This window comes from Streptomyces sp. HUAS 15-9, assembly GCF_025642155.1.
In the GTDB taxonomy this organism is placed as follows: domain Bacteria; phylum Actinomycetota; class Actinomycetes; order Streptomycetales; family Streptomycetaceae; genus Streptomyces.
Map to the genome: position 1 here is coordinate 4,115,117 of NZ_CP106798.1, position 24,597 is coordinate 4,139,713.

Below are 24,597 nucleotides of genomic sequence, written 5' to 3' on the forward strand. Positions count from 1 at the left end.
ACCGGACGCCGCGAGCCTCCCGGCAAACCTTTCCGGCCACAGCACTAGGCCGCCAGGTCCCGCTCCTCGGACGCGGCCGGCGTGCGGGCCCCCGGGACCAGCGCCTCGCCCCTCTCGCCGGACGGCGGCCGGATCAGCAGCCCCGCCCTGGGCGAGCGCGCGACCGCCTTCATCACCGGCGTGAGCAGGGCCATGGCCAGAGGGGACAGCAGCAGGACGACAGCCGTGCCGAGGGCGAAGCCCCCGACGACGTCCGTCGGATAGTGCACGCCCATGTACACCCGGCAGAAGCCCTCCAGCAGCGCCAGCCCGATCCCGGCGATGCCGAACTTCCGGTTGGCGACGAACACGCCCACGCCCAGGGCCATGGTGATCGTCGCGTGGTCGCTCACAAAGGAGTAGTCGGTCTTGCCGGAGACGAGGACCGCGAGACCCTGGTGATCACGGAAGGGCCGGGGCCGCTCGACGAACCCGCGGATGGGCACGTTGACGAGCACGGCGACGGCGGCCGCGAGCGGCGCCCACACGAGCGCGGCCACGGACGACGCCACCTCGTCCGCGCTGCCGGCCCGCCGGCGGACGGACCACCAGCACCACACCACCAGCAGCACCATGGCGAGCAGCAGCCCGTACTCACCCACGAACTCCATGACCCGGTCGAACCAGTTCGGGGCGCTCTTGGCCAGGCCGTTGATGTCGTAGAGCAGGTCGACGTCGGGGTTCGATCCGGATTCGGCGAGTACAGCCATGGTGCTGCGGCCCCTTCGTCGTTGTTCCGGACGCACCTCACGTGCGCCGCTCCTGCCCACCCCCGTGGCCTGTAGGTCCGCTTCCGCTGAACGTCCGCTCGACTACGTCAACAGGAACGCACGATCCCCGTTGATACGTTCCACACTCCACCGAATGATCACGCAGACGTTATCGAAGAGAGACTCATCGCCGCAGCTCAGGGGGTTGGTTCACAGTCGGTTCACACGGTCGTCGGGAGCGCTTTCGCGCCATCTTCGGTGACGCGGGTGGCGCCGAAGTAGTCCGGGGTGTCCACCGGGTCGAACCGGATCACGGCCCCCGGTCTCGGCGCGTCGATCATGTAACCGCCCCCCACGTAGATTCCCACGTGCCGGATGGCGCGGGAGTCGGTCGGGTCGTCCGAGAAGAACACCAGATCACCGGGGAGCAGTTGGTCCCGGGACGGGTGCGGCCCGGCGTTGTACTGATCGTTGGCGACTCGCGGCAGCGTGACCCCCACACTCTCGTACGCGGCCTTGGTCAACCCCGAACAGTCGAACCGTCCACCCTGGTCAGCGGTGCCGTCACCACCCCAGAGATAGGGCGTGCCGAGCTTCTTCTGCGCGTAGTAGATGGCCGCGGCGGCCTGCTTGGAGGGATCGACACGGGCGACGGGGGCGGCGAAGCTCTCCTGCAGAGTCGTGATCGTCTTCACGTAGCCCTGGGTCTCCTTGTACGGCGGCACACCCCCGTACTTGATGACCGCGTACGCCCCCGCGTTGTAGGCGGCGAGCATGTTGGCCGACGTGTCGCCGGGCACGTCCTTGACGTACTTCGCGAGCTCGCAGTCGTACGAAGCGGCCGACGGAATCGCGTCATTCGGGTCCCAGACGTCGCGGTCCCCGTCACCGTCGCCGTCGACACCGTGCGTCGCCCACGTCCCCGGGATGAACTGTGCTATCCCCTGCGCCTGTGCCGGGCTCTTGGCGTTCGGGTTGAAGCCGCTCTCCTGATACAACTGGGCGGCGAGCAAGGCGGGGTTGAGGGCGGGGCACAGGTTGCCCCACTTCTGCACCAGCGCCTGGTAAGCGGCCGGTACCGCTCCCTTGGCCAGCCCGACACTGCCCCCACCGACGCCGCCCACGAGGTTCCCGGCGACGATGTACACCCCGACGACGAGCAGCATCACGAAGCTCAGGCCGAGCCCGGCCGCGACACCACCGGCCACCCATACTTTCCGCACGGCTCAACCCTCCCCCATCCGCGCCCCGTTCAAGGCCGATTTTGGGTCACGTCCGCTCACCCGCCCAGCATTTCAGCCTATTCACGGCGTTCCCGCGGCCACAGAGATCACCGCGCCGTGCCGTGTCCGCCCGCTCAGGGATCGGTGACCGCGTCCCGGTACAGCTCCGCCGCCTCCGCACCCAGGACCACGCTGTAGGAGGTGTCGTCCGTGGACCCGCCCTGCTCGTGCCCGCCGAGCACCCCCACGACCTCGTGGTCCCCGTTCACCCACGGACTGCCGCTGGTCCCGCTGCTGAAGCCGGGGCAGTCGATGCGCTGCTGCGTACTGCCGCGCGCGGAGGGCTTGTTGGTGCAGCTGATGGGCGCCTCGTGGGAGTCGGGGTAACCGGTGACGGTCACCGCCGTGGCCCCGGTCGCCATCCCCGTCGCGAACCGGTTGCCGCCCACGACGTCCTCGATCCGCTTCCCGTCCAGCTCGTCCACGAACGCGAAGGCGATGTCGCTGTCCTCGTCCTGCCGTTGGGACCACCCGTCGGGCAGGAACCGCTTCCCGACCTGCCACACCCCGTACGGCGCCTGCCCGTCCCGGTACCCCGGCACGAACACGAGGTCGGAGTCGTCGTCGTTCACGCAGTGCGCCGCGGTGACGACGAGGTTCCGCTGGGCGCTGTGCACGACGGAGGCGGTGCAGAAGTGGTTACCGGCGAGGTCGTCGGCCTTGTCCGCGCTGAACAGCGCCCCGACTCGCGCGCTCCGCGCGGTGACGGCGGCCACGGCGGTGACCCCGAGCGGTCCCGGCCCGTCGTCGGCCGCCGCGACGGAAGCCGAGGTGACGGCCAGCAACACCATCGCACCACCGAGCAGGACGGGACGCGGGGTACCTGAGATGCGTGAGAAGCGCTTCATCAGGCCCCACTTTGTCCCACCGAGGTGAGAAACAGTTCCCGACTTCACTGAGATTTTCCTGTGAACCGCCCTGTCGGCCGCCGGGCCACCGCACCCCGGCCGGCTCAAGTCCGGTTCGAGACCACCGTACTGTGCGGGTACCTCCCCCGCCTCGTGCGCACGGCTCCCGTTGGGCCAACCTGCTGACAACGTGCCGACGACGGGCCGCCCCGGTCAGAACGTCGTCGTCACACCGCCTCGGCGATCTCGAGACCCCACTTGACACCGGTCATGTCCTCGGACAGGGCCCACAGCCGTCGGGCGGCAACCGGGTCGCTCGCCGCCGCGATACGGCCCACCAGGGTCGGCGCGCCGCGCATCTCGCCCAGGCCGTCCGGGCCGACATAACTGGCGCCGGGCAGGTCCTGGGTCGCGGCGTACAGCGTGGGCAGCGCGCCCGCCCGGTCGTCCTGGGCCAGGAATCGGTTGCCGACGAGCATGACGCCGCGGACGACCGGGTTCGCGGTGTGGCTCTGCAGGTTGGTGGCCGCCCAGCCGGGGTGGGCGGCGAGGGCGCGGACCGGCGAGCCGGACTCGGTCAGACGGCGCTGCAGTTCCAGGGTGAACAGGAGGTTCGCCAGCTTGGACTGGGAGTAGGCGCGCTGGGGGGTGTAGCGGCCCGTGAGGTTGGGGTCGTCGAAGGAGATCGTGCGGTCGCCCATACGGTGGGCACCGGAGGCGACCGTCACCACCCGGCCCGTGACGTGGGGCAGCAGCAGGTTCGTCAGGGCGAAGTGGCCGAGGTGGTTCGTGCCGAACTGCATCTCGAAGCCGTCCTTGGTCCGCTGCTCCGGGAGCATCATCACGCCCGCGTTGTTGATCAGCAGATCGATCGGGCCCTGCCACGCCCCGGCGAACTCCCGTACGGAGGCCAGATCCGCCAGGTCCAGACGGCGCACCTCCGTGCTGCCGCTCACCTTCGCGGCGGCGGCCCGGCCGCGCTCGAGGTCCCGTACGGCGAACACCACGTGGGCTCCCGCACGGGCCAGCGCGTCGGCGGCAGCGAACCCGATGCCGCTGTTGGCGCCGGTGATGACGGCCGTACGGCCACGGAGGTCGGGGAGGTGGGTCGCGTTCCATGTGCGCGCCTTGAGCGCGTCGTTCTTGTCAGCCATGACTTCAATGTAGGCGCCGCCTACAATGCTGTCAATGACAACAATGGTGACGCCGCCAACAATGCTGCCACCGTCTACATACCGATACGATGGTCCACATGTCCGAGAGCCGCCCCTATCACCACGGAGACCTGCGCGCCGCCCTCCTCGAGGCCGCCGAGCGCACCCTGCGCGACCGGGGCGCCGGCGCGCTGTCCCTGCGCGAGCTGGCCCGCGAGATCGGGGTGAGCCACGCCGCCCCCGGCCGCCACTTCAAGGACAAACAGGCACTGCTCGACGCCCTGGCCCTGGCCGGGTACGAGCGGCTGGCCGAGGCGCTGGAGTCCGCGGACGATCCCGCGCTCGCGCTGGAGCCGCGGCTGTGCGCGCTGGCCAAGGCGTACGTCGGGTTCGCCGCCGAGAACGCCGCGCTGCTGGAGCTGATGTTCACGCGCAAGCACGACCCCGAGGCCTCCGCTCAGCTCGCCGGCGAGGTGGACCGCTCCGTCGGGTCCTTCATGCGGCTGGTCGCGGACGCGCAGGCGCGGGGTGAGATCGTCGCGGGCGACCCGGAGCGCATCACCCTCGTCGCGGCCGCTAGCATGCACGGCCTCGCCTCCTTCGCCGCGAACGGCTCGATCCCGGCGGACCAGGTCCTGGCCGGCCTGGACGAACACATCCACCACCTGCTGCACGGCCTCGAGCCCCGCTGAACCCAAGTCCACCTCGCCCGAGACGACTTGGACGGCGACAAGCCGGGGCCGGTTCGTGATACGTACCGTGAGAACATCGTCTCGACGACTCACCCGACCGGCCGTCAGAAACCGTGCCAGGTCGTAAGAGGGGTCAACGACGGAACCACACGACAGGTTCCGCTCAGGCCTCGTTGCCCGGCGTGACCTGCCGTGATACACAGAGTCACCGTACGTGCCATTCGTACGAAACCCGCCAAGCAATGACGTCAAGTCGACATACGACAGCGAGATTCTCGGCGAGAATGAGGCGTGACCTCTGCACACCGCAGGGGCCTCTCAGAACTACCCACCAGGGGCGGTGACTTACATGCTCTTTGCGGCCGATAAGGGAGACATCAACACCATCATCGGCGGGATCGCTCCGGACTGGGGCCCCTTCGGCAGCCTGGGCAACGAGGCGAAGGTGATGATCGAGGTGGTGATGGCCGTGGCCATCCTGCTCTGCCTCGGCATCGCGGTCTGGGGCGCGGCCAAGCAGCGCATCGGCGCGACGGCCCTCCGGGACACCTTCAGCGCCGAACAGGGCAAGGGCCTCATCATCGCCGGTCTTACGGGAGTCTTCATCATCGGTTCCCTGGGCACGCTGTTCACCATCGTGTACGGAATGGCCGTGTAACCGCGCCCCGGGCGCGCCCGGTCCGGCCCTGTCGTCTCCCCCCACCCCACCCGCCCGTCGTGCCCACCGGCTGAGGTTGCGTTTCCCTGATGTCGAGTCACCACACCGCGCCCGCGCGGGAACCAGCACGGCTACCGTCGTATACCTACGCGGTCCGGTACGAGGGGGCTAACGCGGCATGAGTCTCGGAGACGAGCACGGTTCCGGCGGGTACGCCGACACGGGTCAGACACGCACGCGACTCCCCGAGGGCGACCCCTACGGCGGCGCCAGGCGCGGCGGCCGCTCGTCCTCACGGAGCCTGATCACGGTCGTCGGGGTGGTGGTCATACTGATCGCCGCGATCGCCTTTGCGAACCGTGGGGGTGACGACGCGTCATCCACCGACGGCACCACCGACAAGCCGGCCACGTCTGCCACGGCGGCGAGCGGGACGAGGCCGGTGGAGTCGAAGGCGGGGGGGATTCCGACGGGGTTCGCGCACAGCCGGCAGGGGGCGGAGAGTGCGGCGGCCAACTACGCCGTGGTGCTGGGCTCAACCGGTATGTTCAACAAGAACGACCGGCACAGAATCGTCGACGGCATCTACACGTCAGCTGCGGCAGCCAAGCTCCAGAGCGCGATGGACGCCGCCTACTCGGCGAGCTTCCTCGGCAAGATGGGGCTCGACTCGAAGGGTAATCCGCCACAGGGCAGCACCTTCGTGTCCAGAACCGTGCCAGTGGGCACCAAGGTCGAGCAGTTCAGCGGGAGCACCACGAAGGTCTCCGTCTGGTACATGGGCCTCATCGGTATGTCGTCGGCGAACTCGACCGACCCCGTGAGCTCGACCTGGAAGACCTGGACCTTCGACCTGCAGTGGGCCGACGGCGACTGGAAGATCACCACGGACACCCAGAAGGACGGCCCGGCGCCGGTTCCCGGTGATGACAAGGCCGCCAGTTCCGACGAGATCAGCAAAGCCATCGAAGAGTACGGAGGGTTCACGTATGCCCGGTAACCCGCGTCGCGTACTCAAGCTCACCGGCTTGGTGGCCGCCGTACAGGCAACGGCCGTTCTGCTGGCCACCCGCGCCGTCGCCGCACCAACTCCAAGCCCGTCTCCGTCGAAGAGCAACAACCCGTGTGACCTGCTGATCGGGCCCGCGAAGCAGTACTGCGAACACGGCAACAGCGACAAGGGATCCACCGGCACGACCAACGGCCCCCTCTCCACCCTCGACCCCCTCTCCTCCCTGGCCAAGGGCTGCGCCGATGCCGCCTCCTGGACCATCGACAAGCTCAGTGACGCCGTCAAGGAGACCGCGAACGTCGACTTCACCAACGCCAAGTTCCTCCAGCAGTACGCGGTGGTCTTCGCGGCGTCGACGATCCTGACCCTCCTCCTGTGGCTGCTGGCCGTGGCCAAGCGCGCGGTGCGCGGCGTCCCGCTCACCACCGCCCTCTCCGAGGCCATCGGCTTCCTCTGGCTGACGGTGCTCGCGTCGGCGTTCACCCCGCTGATCCTCTACACCGTCGTATCGGCGACCGACGGCGTCACGGACGTACTCGCGCAGACGACCGGCAACCAGACGGACACCTTCTTCGGCACCTTCTCCGGCGCCCTCAAAAAGGGCAACGACATCGGCGGCGGCCCGATCATGCTGATCGTCGTCTCCCTGGTCAGCATCCTCGCCGCCGGCATCCTGTGGCTGGAGCTGGTCATCAGGGCCGCCCTCCTCTACGTCGGCGCCCTCCTCGGCACCGTCGTCTACGCAGGCCTCGTCGACAAGAACCTCTGGGGTCACGTACGCCGCTGGGCCGGCATCATGATCGCCGTCATCCTCATCAAGCCGGTGATCGTCATCGTGCTCGGCCTCGCGGGGGCCCTGTCCAACGACAACGGGCCCAACGCCTTCTCCGCCGTGGTCTCCGGCCTCGCGATCATCCTGCTCGCCATCTTCGCCAGCGCGATGATCTACCGCTTCGTCCCGGGCTTCGGCGACGAGATCGCCAACGGCCGCAACAACCGCATCATGCAGGGCGCCGAGGGCAAGGCCGCCGCGGTCATCAGCTCCCCGGCCACCCTGGTCGCACAGGGCATCAAGACACACAGCGCCCGCGCCGACAACAACGGAGGCGGCGGCCAGTCCGGCGGCTCCAACACCCCTCGCCCGGCCAACCCGGCCCAGGGGGGCGTCGCCGCACACAGCTCACGCGGCTCGAACGGCGGTGGCGGCGGATCCGTCCCCTCCACCACCCCCGCGCCGCGCACGCCCAGCCCGACGAACACCCCGCACGCCAGCAACACTCGCAACAGCAGCAATCGCTCGGGAGGTGAAGGGCGTTGACGACCGAGTCCCACATGTCCCATCCGGTCACGCCCCGCCGTACGTATCTCATCGGCCGCGCCCGGCCGAACGCGATCGTCGGACGGAACCGTGAGTCCGGCGAGATCGCGCTGATCATCGCGGGCGCGTTCCTCGGCATGATGTGCGGGCTCCTGGTTCCCGTCCTCTCACTGCGCATCGTGCTGCTGATGGGCTTCCCGCTGCTGGCGCTGATGGCGGTGTACGTGCCGTACAAGCACCGCACGTTCTACAAGTGGTTCGAGATCAACCGCAGCTACAAGCGCACCCTGCGGCGGGGCACCGTGTACCGCAGCGGGGTGATGGAGGCAGGCACCCGGGCCGACGGGCGGGAGGTGGAGATCGGGCCGCCCCCGGGGATCGGCCGCATCAGCTGGCTGGCCGCGCCCTTCGGGCCGGACGAGATCGCCGTCCTGCTGCACGCCGACCGCCGCACCGTCACCGCGGCCATCGAGATCGAGGGACCCGGCGTCGGTCTGCGCGACTCCGAGGACCAGGAGGCCCTCGTCGACCGCTTCGGCACGCTGCTCAAGCACGTGGCCAACGGCGACGGCTTCGTCACCCGGCTCCAGATGCTCGCCCGCACCCTCCCCGCCGACCCGGACGCCCACGCCAAGGACGTCGCGCTGCGCGGGGACGAGAAGGCGCCCGACTGGCTGGCACGCTCGTACGACCAGCTGCAGTCGATGGTGTCCACCAGCAGCGAGCAGCACCGCGCCTACCTCGTCGCCTGTATGCACTACACGCGCGAACTGGCTTCCGAGGCACAGGTCATGGCCCGCGCGGCACGGCCGCAGGCCGGCCGGAAGCTGGACCGGGACGCCGGGCTCGCCGTCGTCATGGCGCGCGAGCTGACCGACATCTGCTCGCGCCTCCAGGAGGCGGACATCCGGGTGCGCCAGCCCCTCGGCCAGGGCCGGCTCGCCTCCCTCATCCACTCCATGTACGACCCGGACCACCCGATCGACCACATCCAGGCGATGACGAAACGCAACGCCTGGCCGGCCGAGCTCGACGCCATGGAGCCCACCTACCTCCAGGCCAAGACCCGGGAGTCCTCGACCCGCGCGCCCTGGTGCCACGCCACGGCCTGGGTGAAGGAGTGGCCGATGACACCGGTCGGCGTCAACTTCCTGGCCCCTCTGCTGGTCCACACCCCGGACGTCATCCGCACGGTCGCCGTGACGATGGACCTCGAACCCACCGAGATCGCCATCGAGCGCATGCTGACCGAGAAGACGAACGACGAGGCCGAGGCCAGCCGCGCCGCCAAGATGAACCGCACCGTCGACCCGCGCGACATCGCCGCCCACAACCGTCTCGACCAGCGCGGCGAGGACCTGGCCAGTGGCGCGGCCGGGGTCAACCTCGTCGGCTACATCACCGTGTCCTCCCGCTCACCGGAGGCGCTCAACCGCGACAAGCGGACCATAAGGGCCTCGGCCGGAAAGTCGTATCTGAAGCTGGAGTGGTGCGACCGCGAGCACCACCGGGCCTTCGTGAACACCCTCCCGTTCGCCACCGGTATTCGAAGGTAGGGGCCATACATGCGGGATCCGCTGTCCGTCCTCACCGACTCCTTCACGTCCTTCCTCTTCGGGAAGGTCGAGACGACCCGGCTGCCGGTGCGCACGTCCACGGGCCAGGCCCAGGCGGTCTACCTCCCGACCGCCGCCCCCGGCCTCGGCGACTCCGGCGTGATCATCGGCCGCGAGGTCTACTCCGGCAAGGGCTACATCTACGACCCGTTCCAGCTGTACGGCCAGCAGCTCCCGGCACCGCACTGGCTGGTCCTCGGCGAGTCCGGCAACGGCAAGTCGGCCCTGGAGAAGACGTACGTCCTGCGCCAGCTGCGCTTCCGCGACCGCCAGGTCGTCGTCCTGGACGCGCAGGGCGAGGACGGGGTGGGCGAATGGAACCTCATCGCGGAGGAGCTGGGGATAACTCCCATCCGGCTGGACCCGATGGCGGCCCTGGACCACGGCATCCGGCTCAACCCGCTCGACCCCTCGATCACGACGACCGGCCAGCTGGCGCTGCTGCGCACGATCATCGAGGTCGCGATGGGGCACGGCCTGGACGAGCGGTCCGGCTTCGCGCTGAAGGTGGCGCACGCGTACGTCAACGAGACGATCGTCGAGCGCCAGCCGGTGCTGTCCGACATCGTCGAGCAGCTACGGCACCCGGAGCCGGAGTCGGCCGAGGCGATGAACGTCGCCATAGACGACGTACGGGCCTGGGGCCTGGACGTGGCGCTGGTCCTCGACCGCCTGGTCGACGGTGACCTGCGTGGCATGTTCGACGGCCCCACCACGGTCGGCATCGACCTCGACGCGCCGCTGATCGTCTTCGACCTGTCCCACATCGACCGCAACTCCATCGCAATGCCGATCCTGATGGCGATCGTCGGTGTGTGGCTGGAGCACACCTGGATCCGCCCCGACCGGAAGAAGCGCATCTTCCTGGTCGAGGAGGCCTGGCACATCATCGCCAGCCCGTTCGTGGCGCAGCTGTTCCAGCGGCTGCTGAAGTTCGGGCGCCGGCTGGGTCTGTCCTTCGTGGCGGTCGTCCACCATCTGTCCGACGTCGTGGACGGCGCGGCGGCGAAGGAGGCGGCCGCGATCCTGAAGATGGCCTCCACGCGGACCGTCTACGCCCAGAAGGCGGACGAGGCGCGGGCGACGGGCCGGGTGCTGGGCCTGCCGAGGTGGGCCGTGGAGATCATCCCGACCCTCACCCCGGGCATCGCGGTGTGGGACGTCAACGGCAATGTCCAGGTGGTCAAGCACCTGGTGACCGAGACGGAACGCCCGCTGGTCTTCACCGACCGCGCGATGACCGAGTCGTCCCGGGAGACGGAGTCCGACGACGCGTTGCGCGCGGCCGAGCTGGAGGCGGAGGAGCGCGCGGCGGCCTTCGTGGAACAGCATCTCGGCGACTCCGAATCGACGGTGGCGTAGGGAGGAACCCCGTGAGACCCGACGACCACCGCGACTCCCGGCGGGAGAACCAGGGCGGTATTCCCGACGGACTGCTGATCGGCATACTCGCGTTCCTCCTCGGCATGACCCTGCTGGTGTGGACGGCGACGGGACTGGCGGGCTGGTTCGCCCGGGGCTCGTGGCCGTCCGGGGTCACCTTCACCCGCACCCCGCTGGCCATGCGGCACCTCATCGGCGAACCGCACGACATCGCGGGCGCCTGGCCGAACACACCGGCCGGGCAGCTCTCCGGGTACGGGCTCTTCTGGGGCCTGTTCATCGGCCAGCTGATGGTGCTGTTCGTGCTGACCGTGTTCGTGATGGGAACAATGGCGCGGTGGCGGGCGGGGAAGGTCAGACGGAGCTTCGAGAAGGGGGTGGCGAAGGGGCGCGCACAGGCGGCGGGCGCGGCACCCGCGGCCCCGGCAGCAGCCCCAGCGGATCAGGCGGCTCAGGCGACGCAGCCGCAGGCACCTCAACCTCAGCCCCAGCCCCAGCCCCAGCAGTTCGAAGTGCCCGAACCACGCAGGGAATCGGAGCCCGCGCCGACCGAAGCTCTTCCCGGCTTCCCGGCGGGCGGTGAGCGCGTGGGCGCATGGGAAGCCGGCCGCACCGAAGGCGCCGTGCTCTACGCCCCGCCCGAGAGCCGCCGCGCGACCGCGGCCCAGGCGATCCGGGACGCGGAAGGCCCCGCAGTGGTCGTCACCTCGAATCCCACGCTCTGGTCGGAGACCAAGGACGCGCGAGCCAAGCTCGGCCCCGTCCTGCTCTACGACCCGACCCACCTCTGCGACACCCCGGCCCGCCTCCACTGGTCGCCCACGGCGGGCTGCGAGGACAAGCAGACGGCAGTACAGCGCGCCACAGCCCTGCTGGCCCCGGTCAGACCGACGGCCAAGATCGACCAGGCCCTGGTGGACACCGCCGAAACCCTGCTCCGCAGCTATCTGCACGCCGCCGCCATAGACGGCCGCACCATCCGCCACGTCCACCGCTGGTCCCAGGGCGCCCAGATCCAGGACGCCGTACGAACCCTCCGTACCAACCCCAAGGCGGCCCCCGGAGCCGCGGGCGAACTGGAAGCCGCCCTCACCGCGCACCCCGAACGCCGAGACATCGCCCAGGAGTTGACGAGCCGCGCGCTGGCCGCCCTGTCCACGGTCAACATCCGCGAGGCATGCACTCCGAACCGAACTGATGCGCTTGCCTTGGATTCCTTCGTCAACGAAGGGGGCACGCTTTATCTGGTGGGTGATTCCATCGAGGATCCCAGGACCAACCCAGGTGCGATGCCCCTTCTGACCGCACTTGTCTCAAGCGTGGTCGAGCGCGGCCGGCGCATGGCCGAACGGTCATCCTCCGGTCGGCTCGACCCACCACTGACCCTCGTCCTCGACGACATCGCGGCCGTCGCCCCGCTCCCCCAGCTCCCCGAGCTGCTGGCCACCGGAGCGGACCGCGGCCTGCCGACCCTGGCCCTGCTCCGCTCCCGGGAACAGGGCCGCGCCCGCTGGCCGCACCACGAACTGCCCGTCTGAGAAGCCTCGTTACGAACTTGTTGTGTCTCATTACGACTTCTCGAGCACGAACTCCAGCTCGGACTCACCGGACGCCTGCTCCAATGCCACGGTGACCCCGCTCGGCACGAACCCCACCTTGCGGTAGAAGCCCTGGGCCCGCCCGTTCTCCTCGTGGACGATCAGCCGCACCCGCTCGGCCCCGACCCCCCAGGCCCACTCCACCCCTGCCGCGAACAGCGCTTCCGTGAGCCCGATTCCCCGGTATCCGGGCTGCATGAACACCCCGACGACATGGCCCTGCTTCCGGTCGACCGCGAAGCCGGCCCAGTCGGTGGACCCCGCCTCCTCCACGAGCACGGTCAGCGTGCCGACCCATGCCCCGTCCGGCCCCTCGGCGATGAACTGCCGGGCGCCGTCCGCCCCCTCACCGGACCGTTCGGCCCGCCCCTGCCAGAAGGTGTCCGGCTCGGCCGCGGCCTTCTCGTACGTCTCCAGGAACGCGAGGTGCGCCACGGGATCCCGCAGCGCGTCGAGCCGCAGCCGCTTGACGGCCTGCCACTCGTCGGCCCGTATCGCCCGGATCACGTGATCGTCGCTGGTCAAGCTGATCAAACTGCTCATACGGCCACGCTAGTACGCACCCACCGGAACGCTCACCTGAAATAGGCCGGGCTCACTGTCAGTGCCGCGATCTACCGTGGTTGGTCATGACGACTCTGCAGAACCGGCCGAACACCGCGCTGCTCATCGTGGACGTCCAGAACGGGGTGGTGGAGGGCTCCCACAACCGTGCCGACGTCATAGCGAACATCAACGTCCTGGTCGACAAGGCCCGCGCCGAGAACGTCCCGGTGATCTGGGTCCAGCACTCCGACGAACAGCTGAAGTCCGGCAGCGAGCGCTGGGAGTACGTCCCGGAGCTGAAGCGCCACGACACCGAGCCCCTGGTCCACAAGAACTACCCGGACTCCTTCGAGGACACCGAGCTGGAGTCCGTCCTGGCCGAGCGCGGCGTCGGCCGGCTCGTCGTCACCGGCGCCCAGACGGACATATGTGTCCGCTCCACCCTGCACGGCGCCGTCGTCCGCGGGTACGACGCGACGCTGGTCGCCGACGCCCACACCACGGAGGACCTCTCCGCTTACGGCGCTCCCGCCCCGGAGCAGGTGATCGCCCACACCAACCTCTACTGGAAGTGGCACAGCGCACCCGGCCGCCGGGGCGGGACCGTCGACACCGCGGAGGTGACCTTCACCGCGGCCGACTGACACCGTCAGTCGTCGTCATCGAGCTCCTTGGCCTGGTCATTGGGCACAACCCCGTAGAGGTCGTGCCGGGGCTCCGGCATCCGCGCCTTCGCCCCGCGCACGCTCTTCCAGATCGCCTCGTTGAAGGTCCGCTCGTCGATCTGGTCCTCCTTGGTGAGGTCCTGCTTCGCCGACACACCGGCCATCGGCGAGTTGACCGTGTTCACCGCCGTGAGGTCGGTCGCCGGCTTCACGGCGTCGTACGGCGCCGCGTCCGGCTCGGCCGTGAAGGAGTTCACCATCGGGGTGGCGTACGCGTCGGACTGCGTCATGGGGGACAGCCCCAGCAGCAGTTCCATCGTCCGCACCATGGAGGCGGTGCTTTGAAGTGCTCTCCCGGCTGGCGCCGGGAGATTCCTGCTTACCTTGCGGTAGCGGGCTTGACGCGCTTGGCGCGCCTGACGACTGCCCTTCCGGCAGCCGGGATGAGCGCGAGGCCCATCCGGTACAGGTGCAGGACGTTCCGGGCTGCGTTGTGGTCGGCGTTGCCCGACCAGCCGCAGTCCGGGTTCTTGCACACGAACACGGCCTGGGACTCCCGGTTGCCGGGCGTGGTGCGGCCGCAGGCGGAGCAGCGCCGGGAGGTGCCGGGGGCGGGGACCTTGGCCAGGGTGCCGCCGTGCTGGGCGGTCTTGTACGCCAGCATGGTGACCGTGCGCCCCCACGCCTCCCCGCTGATGGAGCGGTTCAGCCCGGATTTCTGGGCAACGTTCTTCCCCGGCTCTTCGATGGTTCCCCTGGCGGACTTGACCATGTTCGTGATGGTGAGTGCTTCGATGACGACCGTGCCGTATGTGCGGGCGATGGCGGTGGTCGTCTGATGCTGCCAGTCAAGGGCCCGGCGCTTGGCTTTCGCGCGGAGTCCTGCGATCTGGTCGCACGTGCGGTGCAGCCGGCGGCTGGTGCGCTCGCCGGGCTTGCGGTGGCGCTTTCGCTGCGCGGCACGCTGCTCCAAGTGCAGGAGCCTGGCCCTCTCCTTGCCGGTCAGCCATTCGCCGTGCTCGTACGTTTCGCCGTCCGAGAGGGCGATGGGCACGGTGACGCCCACGTCGATGCCGATGTCCGGCCCCTGGTGGGGCTCGGGCTTGCCCTGAAGGGTCTGGACACGGAAGGCGATGTGCCAGCCGAGCGCGTCCTTGATCAGCCGGGCCCCGGTGATCCGGTTCTCCGGGCCTGCGTGCTTGCCGACAGGCAGGTCCTTTGTCCACCGGAACCGGACACGGCCCACCTTGGGAATGTTGACCTGCCCCCACCGGCGGTGCACCCGGACGATGTTCAGGTCCCGGCCCTGCGGGATGTCCACGGACATCACCGTGCGGAACCGGCCCTTGAAGTTCGGAGCGTCGGCGCGGCCGTCCCAGCAGTTCTTCCACGCCTGGAAGTACGTCTTGAGCACCGCTTGCGCGGCCTGCGCGGGCAGGACGGCGAGAAAGTCGATGTCCTCGCGGGCCTGGCGAATCGCGGCGTCCGCGTTCGCGAGAGTCCGCTCTTGCTTCGGCATCATCTGCCACCAGGCGTGCAGCAGGTTCCACATGGTGCGGGCTGCGTGCGCCTGGCCGTCGGTCTTCAACATCCCGGCAGGCGACAGCGCAAGCCGGGCACGATGCCCGAACTGCCGCTTTACCAGGGTATCTTGACTCACCATCGGGAGCCTAGCATTGGTTTATGTCACCGCGCTGGAACCCTAATCCCGATGTCAGAACCGGTCGCCATGTCGTCCACAACCTGCACGTTCACTTGGTTTTTGTCACCAAATACAGGCGGAAAGCATTCACCGACGCCATGCTGACCCGCACCGAAGAGATCATGCGGGAGGTCTGCGCCGACTTCGAGGCCGAGCTGAAGCAGTTCAACGGAGAACAGGACCACGTGCACCTGCTCGTGCACTACCCGCCGAAAGTCCAGCTCTCCAAGCTGGTCAACTCCCTCAAGGGCGTCAGCTCCCGGCGGCTCCGCCGGGAGTACGACAGCCACGTCCGCCGGTACCTGTGGGCCGGACACTTCTGGTCCGGTTCCTACTTCGCCGGATCATGCGGCGGGTCACCCCTGACCGTTGTCAAGCAGTACATCGAGAACCAGCAGCGCCCCGTCTGACCGTCACCACTGAGGCGCAGAGCCCTCCGGCGCTCCGTGCCTCCGACCCAGGGATGGCCTTCACCCCCGCCCTGAAGGGCGGAGCACTGGCCAAGATCAGAGGTAGAAGGTCGAGTCGACCCGTCCGGTCCGCGTGTACGGGCTGATGACCTGCGATACCGTCCGGTGCGCATCCACATGGTCGGGCCCGTTGTGGAACCGAGGTGACGTGGCCATGACCGTGGCGTGAACGCGAAAGAGCCCCAACTCCCGGTTTTTCAACCGGAGTTGGGGCTCTTTCTCAAAATTTGTTCGGCGGTGTCCTACTCTCCCACAGGGTCCCCCCTGCAGTACCATCGGCGCTGTGAGGCTTAGCTTCCGGGTTCGGAATGTAACCGGGCGTTTCCCTCACGCTATGACCACCGAAACACTATGAAACTGTGAACGCCGCACCATGCCTGAAAGCATGGGGCTGTTCGTGGTTTCAGAACCAACACAGTGGACGCGAGCAACTGAGGACAAGCCCTCGGCCTATTAGTACCGGTCAACTCCACCAGTTACCTGGCTTCCATATCCGGCCTATCAACCCAGTCGTCTACTGGGAGCCTTACCCCATCAAGTGGGTGGGAGTCCTCATCTCGAAGCAGGCTTCCCGCTTAGATGCTTTCAGCGGTTATCCCTCCCGAACGTAGCCAACCAGCCATGCCCTTGGCAGAACAACTGGCACACCAGAGGTTCGTCCGTCCCGGTCCTCTCGTACTAGGGACAGCCCTTCTCAAGACTCCTACGCGCACAGCGGATAGGGACCGAACTGTCTCACGACGTTCTAAACCCAGCTCGCGTACCGCTTTAATGGGCGAACAGCCCAACCCTTGGGACCGACTCCAGCCCCAGGATGCGACGAGCCGACATCGAGGTGCCAAACCATCCCGTCGATATGGACTCTTGGGGAAGATCAGCCTGTTATCCCCGGGGTACCTTTTATCCGTTGAGCGACGGCGCTTCCACAAGCCACCGCCGGATCACTAGTCCCGACTTTCGTCCCTGCTCGACCCGTCGGTCTCACAGTCAAGCTCCCTTGTGCACTTACACTCAACACCTGATTGCCAACCAGGCTGAGGGAACCTTTGGGCGCCTCCGTTACTCTTTAGGAGGCAACCGCCCCAGTTAAACTACCCATCAGACACTGTCCCTGATCCGGATCACGGACCCAGGTTAGACATCCAGCACGACCAGACTGGTATTTCAACGACGACTCACCGCGAACTGGCGTCCGCGTTTCAAAGTCTCCCAGCTATCCTACACAAGCCGAACCGAACACCAATATCAAACTGTAGTAAAGGTCCCGGGGTCTTTCCGTCCTGCTGCGCGAAACGAGCATCTTTACTCGTAGTGCAATTTCACCGGGCCTATGGTTGAGACAGTCGAGAAGTCGTTACGCCATTCGTGCAGGTCGGAACTTACCCGACAAGGAATTTCGCTACCTTAGGATGGTTATAGTTACCACCGCCGTTTACTGGCGCTTAAGTTCTCAGCTTCGCCCCACCGAAATGGAGCTAACCGGTCCCCTTAACGTTCCAGCACCGGGCAGGCGTCAGTCCGTATACATCGCCTTACGGCTTCGCACGGACCTGTGTTTTTAGTAAACAGTCGCTTCTCGCTGGTCTCTGCGGCCACCCCCAGCTCACCGAGTAAATCGGATCACCGGAGCTGGCCCCCCTTCTCCCGAAGTTACGGGGGCATTTTGCCGAGTTCCTTAACCATAGTTCACCCGAACGCCTCGGTATTCTCTACCTGACCACCTGAGTCGGTTTAGGGTACGGGCCGCCATGAAACTCGCTAGAGGCTTTTCTCGACAGCATAGGATCATCCACTTCGCCACAATCGGCTCGGCATCAGGTCTCAGCCGTATGCAAGGCGGATTTGCCTACCTTGCGGCCTACACCCTTACCCCGGGACAACCACCGCCCGGGATGGACTACCTTCCTGCGTCACCCCATCACTCACCTACTAACCGCTTGGTCCGGCGGCTCCACCACTCCCCTCAACTCCGAAGAGATCAGGGCGGCTTCACGGCCTTAGCATCACGATGCTCGATGTTTGACGCTTCACAGCGGGTACCGGAATATCAACCGGTTATCCATCGACTACGCCTGTCGGCCTCGCCTTAGGTCCCGACTTACCCTGGGCAGATCAGCTTGACCCAGGAACCCTTAGTCAATCGGCGCAAACGTTTCTCACGTTTGTATCGCTACTCATGCCTGCATTCTCACTCGTCAACCGTCCACAACTACCTTCCGGTGCTGCTTCACCCGGCAGACGACGCTCCCCTACCCATCACAGCACCCGTTGGGGCTTATGCTGCAATGACACGACTTCGGCGGTACGCTTGAGCCCCGCTACATTGTCGGCGCGGAATCACTAGACCAGTGAGCTATTACGCACTCTTTCAAGGGTGGCTGCTTCTAAGCCAACCTCCTGGTTGTCTGTGCGACTCCACATCCTTTCCCACTTAGCGTACGCTTAGGGGCCTTAGTCGATGCTCTGGGCTGTTTCCCTCTCGACCATGGAGCTTATCCCCCACAGTCTCACTGCCGTGCTCTCACTTACCGGCATTCGGAGTTTGGCTAAGGTCAGTAACCCGGTAGGGCCCATCGCCTATCCAGTGCTCTACCTCCGGCAAGAAACACACGACGCTGCACCTAAATGCATTTCGGGGAGAACCAGCTATCACGGAGTTTGATTGGCCTTTCACCCCTAACCACAGGTCATCCCCCAGGTTTTCAACCCTGGTGGGTTCGGTCCTCCACGAAGTCTTACCTCCGCTTCAACCTGCCCATGGCTAGATCACTCCGCTTCGGGTCTTGAGCGTGCTACTGAAACGCCCTGTTCGGACTCGCTTTCGCTACGGCTTCCCCACACGGGTTAACCTCGCAACACACCGCAAACTCGCAGGCTCATTCTTCAAAAGGCACGCAGTCACGAGATACAGCAAGCTGCATCCGACGCTCCCACGGCTTGTAGGCACACGGTTTCAGGTACTATTTCACTCCCCTCCCGGGGTACTTTTCACCATTCCCTCACGGTACTATCCGCTATCGGTCACCAGGGAATATTTAGGCTTAGCGGGTGGTCCCGCCAGATTCACACGGGATTTCTCGGGCCCCGTGCTACTTGGGTGTCTCTCAAACGAGCCGCTGACGTTTCAGCTACGGGGGTCTTACCCTCTACGCCGGACCTTTCGCATGTCCTTCGCCTACATCAACGGTTTCTGACTCGTCCTGTCGTTAAGCAGACGACAGAAGAGAGATCCCACAACCCCGCATGCGCAACCCCTGCCGGGTCTCACACGCATACGGTTTGGCCTCATCCGGTTTCGCTCGCCACTACTCCCGGAATCACGGTTGTTTTCTCTTCCTGAGGGTACTGAGATGTTTCACTTCCCCTCGTTCCCTCCACACTGCCTATGTGTTCAGCAGTGGGTGACAGCCCATGACGACTGCCGGGTTTCCCCATTCGGAAACCCCCGGATCAAAGCCTGGTTGACGACTCCCCGGGGACTATCGCGGCCTCCCACGTCCTTCATCGGTTCCTGGTGCCAAGGCATCCACCGTGCGCCCTTAAAAACTTGGCCACAGATGCTCGCGTCCACTGTGCAGTTCTCAAACAACGACCAGCCACCCGTCACCCCACTGGAAACCAGCGAGTACACCGGGGCCGGCAACTGAAGGAAGTTCATTCCCTCAGACACCCAACAGCGTGCCCGACACCCTCGCCTCCCCATCTCGCGTTCCACGCCGAAGCAGTACTAGCGACCAGAGCAGGTCAAGTGTGCCGAGTAGTCAACGTTCCACCCATGAGCTGACCACCGTCGGACGTTTGCCGACGTAGTGGCTCTGGATCTCTTACGAGATCTAGATGCTCCTTAGAAAGGAGGTGATCCAGCCGCACCTTCCGGTACGGCTACCTTGTTACGACTTCGTCCCAATCGCCAGTCCCACCTTCGACAGCTCCCTCCCACAAGGGGTTGGGCCACCGGCTTCGGGTGTTACCGACTTTCGTGACGTGACGGGCGGTGTGTACAAGGCCCGGGAACGTATTCACCGCAGCAATGCTGATCTGCGATTACTAGCGACTCCGACTTCATGGGGTCGAGTTGCAGACCCCAATCCGAACTGAGACCGGCTTTTTGAGATTCGCTCCACCTCACGGTATCGCAGCTCATTGTACCGGCCATTGTAGCACGTGTGCAGCCCAAGACATAAGGGGCATGATGACTTGACGTCGTCCCCACCTTCCTCCGAGTTGACCCCGGCGGTCTCCTGTGAGTCCCCATCACCCCGAAGGGCATGCTGGCAACACAGAACAAGGGTTGCGCTCGTTGCGGGACTTAACCCAACATCTCACGACACGAGCTGACGACAGCCATGCACCACCTGTACACCGACCACAAGGGGGACCCTGTCTCCAGGGTTTTCCGGTGTATGTCAAGCCTTGGTAAGGTTCTTCGCGTTGCGTCGAATTAAGCCACATGCTCCGCCGCTTGTGCGGGCCCCCGTCAATTCCTTTGAGTTTTAGCCTTGCGGCCGTACTCCCCAGGCGGGGAACTTAATGCGTTAGCTGCGGCACCGACGACGTGGAATGTCGCCAACACCTAGTTCCCACCGTTTACGGCGTGGACTACCAGGGTATCTAATCCTGTTCGCTCCCCACGCTTTCGCTCCTCAGCGTCAGTAATGGCCCAGAGATCCGCCTTCGCCACCGGTGTTCCTCCTGATATCTGCGCATTTCACCGCTACACCAGGAATTCCGATCTCCCCTACCACACTCTAGCTAGCCCGTATCGACTGCAGACCCGAGGTTAAGCCTCGGGCTTTCACAATCGACGTGACAAGCCGCCTACGAGCTCTTTACGCCCAATAATTCCGGACAACGCTTGCGCCCTACGTATTACCGCGGCTGCTGGCACGTAGTTAGTGGCGCTTCTTCTGCAGGTACCGTCACTTTCGCTTCTTCCCTGCTGAAAGAGGTTTACAACCCGAAGGCCGTCATCCCTCACGCGGCGTCGCTGCATCAGGCTTTCGCCCATTGTGCAATATTCCCCACTGCTGCCTCCCGTAGGAGTCTGGGCCGTGTCTCAGTCCCAGTGTGGCCGGTCGCCCTCTCAGGCCGGCTACCCGTCGTCGCCTTGGTGAGCCATTACCTCACCAACAAGCTGATAGGCCGCGGGCTCATCCTTCACCGCCGGAGCTTTCCACCACCCGACCATGCGGTCAGTGGTTGTATCCGGTATTAGACCCCGTTTCCAGGGCTTGTCCCAGAGTGAAGGGCAGATTGCCCACGTGTTACTCACCCGTTCGCCACTAATCCACCCCGAAGGGCTTCATCGTTCGACTTGCATGTGTTAAGCACGCCGCCAGCGTTCGTCCTGAGCCAGGATCAAACTCTCCGTGAATGTTTACTCGGCCAGTAAATTAATACAGCCGGTTGAACACCACGAGAGCGGTGCGAGAGGAGGAATAGTCCCCTCGCACACAGCGTCCTCGCTGTGTTATTTCAAAGGAACCTCGTCCCAGTCATGACGACCGGAGACGGGGTATCAACATATCTGGCGTTGACTTTTGGCACGCTGTTGAGTTCTCAAGGAACGGACGCTTCCTTTGTACTCACCCTCTCGGGCTTTCCTCCGGGCGCTTCCCTTCGGTCTTGCGTTTCCGACTCTATCAGATCTTTTGGGACCCGATTTCCTCGGTGCTTTCCAGGTTCTCGCTCTCGCGTTTCCCTTTCCGGCGGTTCTGACTCTATCAGATCCTTTCGGCCCTGATTCCCGGTCAGCGGGGTTTGTCCTCGCGGCCGTTGGGCCGTTCCGACGTCTCAAACCTTAGCGGATCCTGCCGGCAGTTCCTAATCGAGCTGCCGTGTCCAAATCGAATTGAATTCGGGCATGCCGAATTCAACCCGGCTGGGTGATCGTGCTGATGGTTTGGGCTGCCGCTGCTGCGGCGGGAGGTGCTGTCGCAGAACCGTTACGGCCCCGTGGCAACCCGGAGGACTTTACGGATCGGACAGAGGTGCTGTCAAGCACCCCCTGTCAAGATCTTTTCTGTCGGACGTCAGTCCAGGTCGGAGAGGCGCCCGCCGGCGTCCGGCTGGGCGTGTTCCACCCTGCGGAGCAGCCGGGTGAGGGCTTCCCCGAGGACCGTGCGCTCCTCCGCGGAGAGGTCCTGAAGGAGCTCCTCCTCGAAGACGGAGGCGAGGCGCATGGCCTCGAGCCACTTCTCGCGCCCCTCGGGAGTCAGCTCCACAATCACCCGAACGCGGTTGGACTCGTCCCGCTCACGGGTGACAAGGCCCTCCGCCACCATGCGGTCGATGCGGTGGGTCATCGCGGCCGGCGTGAGGCCGAGGCGCTTGGCGAGGTCACTGGGGCCCATGCGGTAGGGGGCGCCGGAGAGGACGAGCGCCTTGAGGACCTCCCACTCGGCGTTGCTGATGCCGAGGGCGGCGGTCTGGCGGCCGTAGGCGACGTTCATGCGGCGGTTCAGGCGGGACAGCGCCGAGACGATCTTCTCGACCTGGGGGTCGAGGCCCTGGAACTCGCGCTGGTAGGCGGCGATCTGCTCTTCGAGGGTCGGCTCGCCGCCGATGCCGATGGTGCCGGAGGTGTCGCCCATGCGCCCAAGTATCGCATGGGGCCGCTTGGCGTTGAAGTCCTTGGATGTGTACTCTTTAGCTTCGAAATTTATCTTCGAAGTCTTCGGTCCTAAGTACCGAGACACACCAACTACCGGAGAGAGGTGAACGTGACCAGGGCGATGGGCGCTGCGATGCGCCGGATCCACGTGGGCAACGCACTCAGCGCGTTCGGGCTCGGCTTCACCGTCCCCTACCTGTACGTCTATGTGGCGCAGGTGCGGGGGCTCGGAGCCATGACGGCGGGGCTGGTCCTCGCCGTCTTCGCCGTGGCCGCGCTGATCGTGCTGCCGTTCGCCGGCCGGGCGATCGTGCGGCGCGGCCCACTGCCGGTCCTGCTCGCCGCCCTGGTCATGGCCGCGCTGGGCGCCCTGAGCCTGGGGCTCGCGGGCAGTGCGCCTGCCGTGCTCCTCTCCGCGGCGGCGCTCGGGGCCGGGCAGGCCGTGATGCAGCCGGCGCTGGCGACGATGATCGTGGAGTGCTCGTCGGCGGAGACGCGGTCGCGGGCCTTCGCTACGCAGTTCTTCCTGCAGAACCTCGGGCTCGGGGTCGGCGGGCTCATCGGCGGTCATCTGGTCGACACCACCCGCGTCTCCTCCTTCACGCTCCTGTTCGCGATCGAGGCGGCGATGTTCCTGCTGCTCGTCGTGATCATGTCGACGGTGCGGATGCCGCACTCGCCGCGGATCGAGGACGCGCCCGCGCGTTCGGCGAAGGGCAGCTGGAAGCAGCTGCTCGGCAACCGGGCCATGGTGCAGCTGTCCGTACTGGGCTTCGTGCTGTTCTTCGCCTGCTACGGGCAGTTCGAGTCCGGGCTGGCCGCGTTCGGTGTCGAGGCCGCGGGGATCTCCACCTCCGCGCTCGGTACGGCGCTGGCCGCGAACACCCTGATGATCGTGGTCGCGCAGTTCGCCGTGCTGAAGTTCGTCGAGCGCCGTCGCCGCACGCGGGTGATCGCCGCCGTGGGCCTGATCTGGGCCGTGGCGTGGGTCGTGGCCGGGTACGCGGGTCTCGGGCACGGCAGCCAGGAGATGGCCACGGCCGCGTTCGTGTCGACGTACGCCCTGTTCGGGCTGGGTGAGGCGATGCTGTCGCCCACCGTCGCCCCGCTGGTGGCCGATCTGGCGCCGGAGGGGATGGCGGGGCAGTACAACTCCGCCTTCGCCCTGGTGAAGCAGCTCGCGCTGGCCGTCGGTCCCGCGGTGGGCGGGCCGATGGCGGCCTCGCTGCACACGCCATACATCGTGACGTTCCTGCTGTTCTCGCTGGGCATCACCGCCCTCGCGCTCCGGCTGGGGCGGCAGCTCACCGCCGCGCAGGACCGGCCCTGGCAGGCGCGGAGCCGGGTCGTGGCGCGGGGCGCCGCACCCGCGGAGCCGGTGGCCGCCGAGGCCTGAGACCGGCGAGGCTTGAGACCGGCGAGGGCGGCCGTCACCTTCGGGTGGCGGCCGCCTTCTGTTTCACCGGATCGCGGTCGCCAGGATCGCGGTGAACGGGAGCGTCAGCCTGCCGTCGGGGCCCGTGCGGTCGGCGAGGCGGGCGGCGACCGAGTGGCCTGCGGCGGCGAGCGTCTCCTCGCCGTGGGCGTCGGCGAGCCGCTGGCCCCAGGGCAGGACGGAGAGATGGCCGGGGGCGAAGTCCGTGAGCGGGGGCAGGGCGATGCCGAAGGCGATCTCACGTGTCGTGACGTCATGGCAGCCCGCCTTGCCGAGGGCGTCGGTCAGCCGGTCGGCCGTACAGGCGAAGGCGGTACTGAAGTCGGCCGCGGCCTCGTCGCCGCCGTACTCCTTGATGGCCTCGTACTGGGCGGTGAGGTACGGCGAGAGGCTCATGTCGGCCCAGACGGTGGCCGCGAAGCGGCCGGAGGGGCGCATGACACGGGCCGTCTCCGTGAGGGCCGCGGTGAGGTCGGGGAAGAACTGCGCGCCCTGTTGGCAGACGACCGCGTCGAAGGTCGCGTCGGGGTAGGGGAGCCGGTCGGCGGAGGCCTCGGTGAACTCGATGTCGGGGTACAGGCGTGGATGGTGGGCGACGGCCACCTTGAGCATGTCCGCGTTGACGTCGACGCCGCGGACGCGGCCGGCGGGGCCGACCTGGGCGGCGGCCGCGCGGGCGGCGAAGCCGGTGCCGCAGGCGAGGTCGAGGACGACATCGCCTGGGCACAGGTCCACGGCGTCGAGCAACGCCGTCGTGAAGGGCGCCATGAGCGGCGCCACATACTCCTCATAGCGCTCGGGAGCGCTTCCCTTGAGCTGGAATCCCGGTTCGTCTGCCATGGGGAGCTAGTAGCA

General features: G+C 66.5%; 19 protein-coding genes and 3 rRNA genes. 10 read left to right on the top strand and 12 right to left on the bottom strand.

The window, feature by feature from the left end; all coding sequences use genetic code 11:
- Nucleotides 1–44 precede the first annotated feature (44 nt).
- From N8I87_RS18940 to N8I87_RS18955, 4 genes are all read right to left on the bottom strand, one after another.
- Nucleotides 45–749 carry a phosphatase PAP2 family protein gene (locus N8I87_RS18940; RefSeq protein ID WP_263210310.1) on the bottom strand — a complete coding sequence of 235 codons (705 nt, stop codon included), beginning with the start codon at nt 747–749 and terminating at the stop codon, nt 45–47.
- Nucleotides 750–970: 221 nt separating this feature from the next.
- Nucleotides 971–1,915 (bottom strand): C40 family peptidase, encoded by a 945-nt coding sequence (locus N8I87_RS18945; protein ID WP_263216540.1) that lies wholly within the window; start codon nt 1,913–1,915, stop codon nt 971–973.
- Nucleotides 1,916–2,106: 191 nt separating this feature from the next.
- Entirely contained in the window at nt 2,107–2,880 is a 774-nt protein-coding gene (locus N8I87_RS18950) for a trypsin-like serine peptidase (RefSeq protein WP_263210312.1), read from the bottom strand.
- 227 nt (nt 2,881–3,107) lie between these two features.
- The gene (locus N8I87_RS18955; RefSeq protein ID WP_263210313.1) at nt 3,108–4,034 is read right to left on the bottom strand and encodes an oxidoreductase; all 927 of its coding nucleotides are present in this window, start codon (nt 4,032–4,034) and stop codon (nt 3,108–3,110) included.
- Between the two features lie 89 nt (nt 4,035–4,123).
- Here N8I87_RS18955 and N8I87_RS18960 point away from each other — a divergent pair, with 89 nt between their 5' ends.
- From N8I87_RS18960 to N8I87_RS18990, 7 genes are all read left to right on the top strand, one after another.
- Nucleotides 4,124–4,726, top strand: a complete 603-nt coding sequence (locus N8I87_RS18960; RefSeq protein WP_263210315.1) for a TetR/AcrR family transcriptional regulator — start codon at nt 4,124–4,126, stop codon at nt 4,724–4,726.
- A 349-nt stretch (nt 4,727–5,075) separates the two neighbouring features.
- Entirely contained in the window at nt 5,076–5,384 is a 309-nt protein-coding gene (locus N8I87_RS18965) for a DUF8827 family protein (protein ID WP_014673544.1), read from the top strand.
- A gap of 178 nt (nt 5,385–5,562) precedes the next feature.
- The gene (locus tag N8I87_RS18970) at nt 5,563–6,384 is read left to right on the top strand and encodes a DUF8175 domain-containg protein (protein WP_263210322.1); all 822 of its coding nucleotides are present in this window, start codon (nt 5,563–5,565) and stop codon (nt 6,382–6,384) included.
- Nucleotides 6,374–7,714, top strand: coding sequence for a hypothetical protein (locus tag N8I87_RS18975; RefSeq protein WP_263210324.1), 1,341 nt, complete (start codon nt 6,374–6,376; stop codon nt 7,712–7,714). Before N8I87_RS18970 ends, N8I87_RS18975 begins: the two co-directional genes overlap by 11 nt.
- Before the next feature lie 14 nt (nt 7,715–7,728).
- Entirely contained in the window at nt 7,729–9,270 is a 1,542-nt protein-coding gene (locus N8I87_RS18980) for an SCO6880 family protein (protein WP_411577382.1), read from the top strand.
- A gap of 9 nt (nt 9,271–9,279) precedes the next feature.
- Nucleotides 9,280–10,692 (top strand): ATP-binding protein, encoded by a 1,413-nt coding sequence (locus N8I87_RS18985; RefSeq protein ID WP_263210328.1) that lies wholly within the window; start codon nt 9,280–9,282, stop codon nt 10,690–10,692.
- Between the two features lie 11 nt (nt 10,693–10,703).
- Entirely contained in the window at nt 10,704–12,251 is a 1,548-nt protein-coding gene (locus N8I87_RS18990) for a type IV secretory system conjugative DNA transfer family protein (RefSeq protein ID WP_263210329.1), read from the top strand.
- 30 nt (nt 12,252–12,281) lie between these two features.
- Here the strand turns inward: N8I87_RS18990 and N8I87_RS18995 are convergent, their stop codons facing one another.
- Nucleotides 12,282–12,854 (bottom strand): GNAT family N-acetyltransferase, encoded by a 573-nt coding sequence (locus N8I87_RS18995; RefSeq protein WP_263210330.1) that lies wholly within the window; start codon nt 12,852–12,854, stop codon nt 12,282–12,284.
- Between the two features lie 86 nt (nt 12,855–12,940).
- Between N8I87_RS18995 and N8I87_RS19000 the strand changes: the two genes are divergently transcribed.
- Nucleotides 12,941–13,501, top strand: a complete 561-nt coding sequence (locus N8I87_RS19000) for a cysteine hydrolase family protein (RefSeq protein ID WP_263210331.1) — start codon at nt 12,941–12,943, stop codon at nt 13,499–13,501.
- Nucleotides 13,502–13,506: 5 nt separating this feature from the next.
- Here the strand turns inward: N8I87_RS19000 and N8I87_RS19005 are convergent, their stop codons facing one another.
- Nucleotides 13,507–13,839, bottom strand: coding sequence for a hypothetical protein (locus N8I87_RS19005; RefSeq protein WP_263210332.1), 333 nt, complete (start codon nt 13,837–13,839; stop codon nt 13,507–13,509).
- A gap of 62 nt (nt 13,840–13,901) precedes the next feature.
- A complete protein-coding gene (locus tag N8I87_RS19010) occupies nt 13,902–15,185 on the bottom strand; it encodes an RNA-guided endonuclease InsQ/TnpB family protein (RefSeq protein ID WP_263210333.1) in 1,284 nt (427 codons plus the stop codon).
- Between the two features lie 20 nt (nt 15,186–15,205).
- On the opposite strand from N8I87_RS19010, the gene tnpA reads away from it, so the two are divergent.
- Nucleotides 15,206–15,634, top strand: a complete 429-nt coding sequence (tnpA, locus tag N8I87_RS19015) for an IS200/IS605 family transposase (RefSeq protein ID WP_263210334.1) — start codon at nt 15,206–15,208, stop codon at nt 15,632–15,634.
- A 289-nt stretch (nt 15,635–15,923) separates the two neighbouring features.
- Here the strand turns inward: tnpA and rrf are convergent.
- The 4 genes from rrf to N8I87_RS19035 form a co-directional block, all read right to left on the bottom strand.
- Nucleotides 15,924–16,040: ribosomal RNA gene (gene rrf, locus N8I87_RS19020) — 5S ribosomal RNA — on the bottom strand.
- A gap of 87 nt (nt 16,041–16,127) precedes the next feature.
- Nucleotides 16,128–19,247, bottom strand: a 23S ribosomal RNA gene (locus N8I87_RS19025).
- A 295-nt stretch (nt 19,248–19,542) separates the two neighbouring features.
- Nucleotides 19,543–21,068: ribosomal RNA gene (locus N8I87_RS19030) — 16S ribosomal RNA — on the bottom strand.
- The 16S, 23S and 5S rRNA genes sit together here, the layout of an rRNA operon.
- 658 nt (nt 21,069–21,726) lie before the next feature.
- A complete protein-coding gene (locus tag N8I87_RS19035) occupies nt 21,727–22,287 on the bottom strand; it encodes a MarR family winged helix-turn-helix transcriptional regulator (protein WP_263210335.1) in 561 nt (186 codons plus the stop codon).
- Nucleotides 22,288–22,416: 129 nt separating this feature from the next.
- Between N8I87_RS19035 and N8I87_RS19040 the strand changes: the two genes are divergently transcribed.
- Nucleotides 22,417–23,703, top strand: a complete 1,287-nt coding sequence (locus N8I87_RS19040) for an MFS transporter (RefSeq protein WP_263216542.1) — start codon at nt 22,417–22,419, stop codon at nt 23,701–23,703.
- Nucleotides 23,704–23,766: 63 nt separating this feature from the next.
- Here N8I87_RS19040 and N8I87_RS19045 read toward each other — a convergent pair whose 3' ends face one another.
- The gene (locus tag N8I87_RS19045; protein WP_263210336.1) at nt 23,767–24,582 is read right to left on the bottom strand and encodes a class I SAM-dependent methyltransferase; all 816 of its coding nucleotides are present in this window, start codon (nt 24,580–24,582) and stop codon (nt 23,767–23,769) included.
- Nucleotides 24,583–24,597 lie beyond the last annotated feature (15 nt).

What these genes read in the sequence shown, in the direction of transcription:
- N8I87_RS18940 (WP_263210310.1), bottom strand. Translation starts at nt 749, where the DNA reads ATGGCTGTACTCGCCGAATCCGGATCGAACCCCGACGTCGACCTGCTC.
- N8I87_RS18950 (WP_263210312.1), bottom strand. Translation starts at nt 2,880, where the DNA reads ATGAAGCGCTTCTCACGCATCTCAGGTACCCCGCGTCCCGTCCTGCTC.
- N8I87_RS18960 (WP_263210315.1), top strand. Translation starts at nt 4,124, where the DNA reads ATGGTCCACATGTCCGAGAGCCGCCCCTATCACCACGGAGACCTGCGC.
- N8I87_RS18980 (WP_411577382.1), top strand. Translation starts at nt 7,729, where the DNA reads ATGTCCCATCCGGTCACGCCCCGCCGTACGTATCTCATCGGCCGCGCC.
- tnpA (WP_263210334.1), top strand. Translation starts at nt 15,206, where the DNA reads ATGTCACCGCGCTGGAACCCTAATCCCGATGTCAGAACCGGTCGCCAT.
- N8I87_RS18965 (WP_014673544.1), top strand. Translation starts at nt 5,076, where the DNA reads ATGCTCTTTGCGGCCGATAAGGGAGACATCAACACCATCATCGGCGGG.
- N8I87_RS18945 (WP_263216540.1), bottom strand. Translation starts at nt 1,915, where the DNA reads ATGCTGCTCGTCGTCGGGGTGTACATCGTCGCCGGGAACCTCGTGGGC.
- N8I87_RS19010 (WP_263210333.1), bottom strand. Translation starts at nt 15,185, where the DNA reads ATGGTGAGTCAAGATACCCTGGTAAAGCGGCAGTTCGGGCATCGTGCC.
- N8I87_RS18955 (WP_263210313.1), bottom strand. Translation starts at nt 4,034, where the DNA reads ATGGCTGACAAGAACGACGCGCTCAAGGCGCGCACATGGAACGCGACC.
- N8I87_RS18995 (WP_263210330.1), bottom strand. Translation starts at nt 12,854, where the DNA reads ATGAGCAGTTTGATCAGCTTGACCAGCGACGATCACGTGATCCGGGCG.
- N8I87_RS18985 (WP_263210328.1), top strand. Translation starts at nt 9,280, where the DNA reads ATGCGGGATCCGCTGTCCGTCCTCACCGACTCCTTCACGTCCTTCCTC.
- N8I87_RS19045 (WP_263210336.1), bottom strand. Translation starts at nt 24,582, where the DNA reads ATGGCAGACGAACCGGGATTCCAGCTCAAGGGAAGCGCTCCCGAGCGC.
- N8I87_RS18970 (WP_263210322.1), top strand. Translation starts at nt 5,563, where the DNA reads ATGAGTCTCGGAGACGAGCACGGTTCCGGCGGGTACGCCGACACGGGT.
- N8I87_RS18975 (WP_263210324.1), top strand. Translation starts at nt 6,374, where the DNA reads ATGCCCGGTAACCCGCGTCGCGTACTCAAGCTCACCGGCTTGGTGGCC.
- N8I87_RS19000 (WP_263210331.1), top strand. Translation starts at nt 12,941, where the DNA reads ATGACGACTCTGCAGAACCGGCCGAACACCGCGCTGCTCATCGTGGAC.
- N8I87_RS19035 (WP_263210335.1), bottom strand. Translation starts at nt 22,287, where the DNA reads ATGGGCGACACCTCCGGCACCATCGGCATCGGCGGCGAGCCGACCCTC.
- N8I87_RS19005 (WP_263210332.1), bottom strand. Translation starts at nt 13,839, where the DNA reads ATGGAACTGCTGCTGGGGCTGTCCCCCATGACGCAGTCCGACGCGTAC.